Below are 3,367 nucleotides of genomic sequence, written 5' to 3' on the forward strand. Positions count from 1 at the left end.
TAAAGGCGCTGCGGCAGGCTGCGTAAGCTCGTCATTTAGGTCGGATTGGTTTTTTCACCTACGGGAGAGCGGCAAAAAAGTTTTCCAGCACCGTCGTGAGGTAAACTGGCGTCTCGATCATGGGGTAGTGACCGGAGTTCGGAATTAACTCAATCCGTGCATGCGGGTACAGCGGCGGAAACGCTGCCCGCGCGAAATCCTCGCGCACGCCGCCGTCATGTTCCCCCACAAGCACCAGCATCGGTGCTTTTATAGATTTCGCTTCCCCACCGAAATCCGTTTTAACAAATGCCGAGAGATAATCGGCGAACGCCTTGGGTGTCGTTGTCTCCCGAGCGCGCCGAATAATCCAATTGACAAACACCGAGGATAGCCGGTTGCCAAGCGACTCACTGACTACTTGCCGGGCGCACTCGATGTCATCGAACACTCTTTCGAAGACAGCGTAAACCTCATCTGGTAACGGCACGCCGGTAGCCGGGACGGGCGTAATACATGCCACCGCCGCCACACGATCTGGAGCATCAACAGCAACGCGCTGCGCCGCCATCCCCCCCATGGAGTGGCCGACGATAGTGAATTTGTCCCACCCTAAATGGTCCGCGAGCGCAATGGCGTCATGCGAAATCTCTCTCATCGAGTGTTCACCCTCGATAAAACGGGATTTACCATAGCCTCTGAAATCCAAAAATGCGTAGGTGAACCGATCCGTATCGAGGCAAGGAAACATCGGTGAAAACACCAGATGATCACCGAACCAACCGTGCAATACGATAATTCGTCGCGGACCCTTGCCGATAACCGAGTGTCCAATAACCATCCTGCGCCAAATCCGTTCTTGAAAAAGCAGGCCAGACCACCTTGCCCTCTATAAAGTCGAAAGCAGACTTGCCCCTCTATGTTACTGCCAAATAATCATTCAACAAAAGATCCCCATTGTTAGGCGGCAGGCCGAGATATCCGCTGCCCTGCTTTGATCCCCTGGTCCATCGCCCTATGCCTTATTTCCCATCTGTCAAGCCCGCCATCGTCGTGCCATCAGGGCGAAGTAATTCAAGCTAGTCAACAACGCCCCCAACAACAAGCATCAAAGTCCTGGTAGTTTCTCTGCGACAATTAGACAAAATCGTTTGTGACTGAGGCTGGCTGGCGGTCCCAGCGGGACTCCAGCTGGGTGAAGTAGGTCCAGGCACGACGAGCGCGGGACTCCAGGGAAACCCCGGATTCAAATTGGCGGCACTCCTCAGGACTGAAGAAGCGTAATTCACCTAGGGCGCTGGCCTGCGCGGCTTTCCGAGTGTCATCTTCGAGTGTCATACACGCATAGAGCATCTCTTCGATATCATTTGCGACCACAACAATGCCGTGCCCTCGTAGGAGGGCAGCTCTCTTATTGCCGATGAGGTCGGCGAGCTTCTTGCCTCTCTGAGGGGTTGTAATGAGATGGGGCTCTGGATACTCAGGAATACCTTCACCGTACATGGCTCCTTGAAGTGTGACCGGGCGATATTCGCGGCGGGCAATAGCAAACAAGGTCGCGTTGGGTGAGTGTAAATGCGCAACCGCAAGGGCGTCTGCTCGCGCCGAGTGCAGCGCCGTGTGGATAGGCGATTCTATAGGCACTCGCCCCTTGCCCTCAAGATCATTCCCCGCTAGATCCATGACAGCCATATCGCTCGGCTGGAGAATTGATTTGTCTGAGCCTTTGCCGGGTGAGATAAAAACCCGTCCGGCCGCTGAATGGTACGCGCTGATATGTCCAAAGAGCCCGAGAAGACCCCGCATGCTTAGGATACGCGTACAGGTGGCGAGCTTTTCCTTGAGTTCGCTTTCCGAAGTCATATTATCTAAGGCCTCCTTGCCCAGGCTTCGAATGATAATGCTCTATGCACGGAAGTCGGAGATTACTGCATCCGAAGATGATATTCAAGGAAGACTGCTGCATCTACGGGCTAGTCATTCGAGCGCATCAAGACATGCGACAGGTGTCAAAAAGCCCTTGTCAAGTGGCTAATTTCGGGTTAAATAAACTGGCTGGTTGGAAAATGGACCGAGACATGGCCTCGGATCAATGCAATCCTTGAACAGGAATTATTTGGCAGGGAGAAGCTTACGCGTTTTTACATAAACATACTGGCGACTTACTATGCTGATCGTGACCCACCCTTTGACGTCTATTATCAACAGGTCCTCGAACAGATAGAGTTAGCAGAGGAGCTGGGCTGGGAGTGTTTTATGTTCAACGAGCATCACTTCCTGGGCTACGGTGGACCTATATCAAACCCGGCCACATTGCTCGCGGCTGCCGCGGCACGCACCTCTAAGATTCGACTGGGACCCTGCATTGCCATTCTTCCGTTGCGTCATCCGCTCCAGACTGCGGAGGACTATGCGATGGTAGACGCGATCTCGGGTGGACGGCTAGAGTTCGGCATTGGTTCAGGGAACACGAATCTGGACTATCGAGTCTACGGAATTCCGCGAGCGGAAAGCCGGGACAGGATGGACGAAGCGATCGAAATAATAATCAAGGCCTGGTCTAATGAACGATTTAGTCACCGGGGAAAATATTGGCAGTTCGAGGAAATAACCCTGTACCCACGGCCCATGCAACAGCCGCATCCGCCGATCTGGGTAGCGGGGACTTCGGCGGGCACGTTGGGCTGGGCGGGACGCCACGGCTATGACATCATGACCGTCGGACATCCACACCCTCCTGATGAGACACGTCCAGGGGTGGAGGCGTGGCGTGAAGGGCTGGTTGCAGCGGGGCATAACCCAGATGAGCATCATTGCCAGTTTCACATCCGAACCTGCGTGGACGAAAATGTGATGCGGGCGCGTGAGGTGGCGACTGCGGCCATCGAGCGATATGACATGATCTCAAGAATTGGCCGAAAGGAAGACAGGCCTCTACCGAAAGTCCATGACTGGGAAGGCATGTTGGCCCAAGGGCGAAATCTTTACGGCAACCCGGAGGACTGCATCCGGATCATAAACAACGCGTCCAAAAACTATCACTTTGACATCATGACGACCACCTTCAATTTTGGCGGCATTCCGCATGACACGATCACAAAATCCATGCGCCTCTTCGCCAAAGAAGTAATGCCGGCTTTTAGGTAATGAGGCAAACAGCTAAACGTCTAGATTCAATGTAAACCCCGCCTCTTGAGGCGGGCACAAAGTGGTTCGACAAGCTCACCATCCTGAGCAAGGTCGAAGGACCGATGGTGGTTCCCCCCGTGGAGCCGCGCTCCATTACTCCACAGGGAGGGAGAAGCGGCAACTCTCCCCTGTGGTCGAACACGGGGATTCAAACCCTGTTTCGATATAACTAGATTCACGACGCCACGCCGGGCATCGG

The 3,367-nt window shown here is 54.1% G+C and carries 3 protein-coding genes; 1 reads left to right on the forward strand and 2 read right to left on the reverse strand.

Translation table 11 applies throughout. The features are described from left to right. Positions 1-58: 58 nt before the first annotated feature. Together O6944_07290 and O6944_07295 are read right to left on the reverse strand one after the other, a co-directional pair. Positions 59-820 carry an alpha/beta hydrolase gene (locus tag O6944_07290; protein MCZ6718937.1) on the reverse strand — a complete coding sequence of 254 codons (762 nt, stop codon included), beginning with the start codon at positions 818-820 and terminating at the stop codon, positions 59-61. A gap of 296 nt (positions 821-1,116) precedes the next feature. Beyond that, positions 1,117-1,842, reverse strand: coding sequence for a class II aldolase/adducin family protein (locus O6944_07295; protein MCZ6718938.1), 726 nt, complete (start codon positions 1,840-1,842; stop codon positions 1,117-1,119). A gap of 291 nt (positions 1,843-2,133) precedes the next feature. Here O6944_07295 and O6944_07300 point away from each other — a divergent pair, with 291 nt between their 5' ends. Then, positions 2,134-3,126, forward strand: coding sequence for an LLM class flavin-dependent oxidoreductase (locus tag O6944_07300; protein MCZ6718939.1), 993 nt, complete (start codon positions 2,134-2,136; stop codon positions 3,124-3,126). Positions 3,127-3,367: the final 241 nt, after the last annotated feature.

It is taken from the genome of Gammaproteobacteria bacterium (assembly GCA_027296625.1).
Lineage (GTDB): Bacteria > Pseudomonadota > Gammaproteobacteria > JAKEHO01 > JAKEHO01 > JAKEHO01.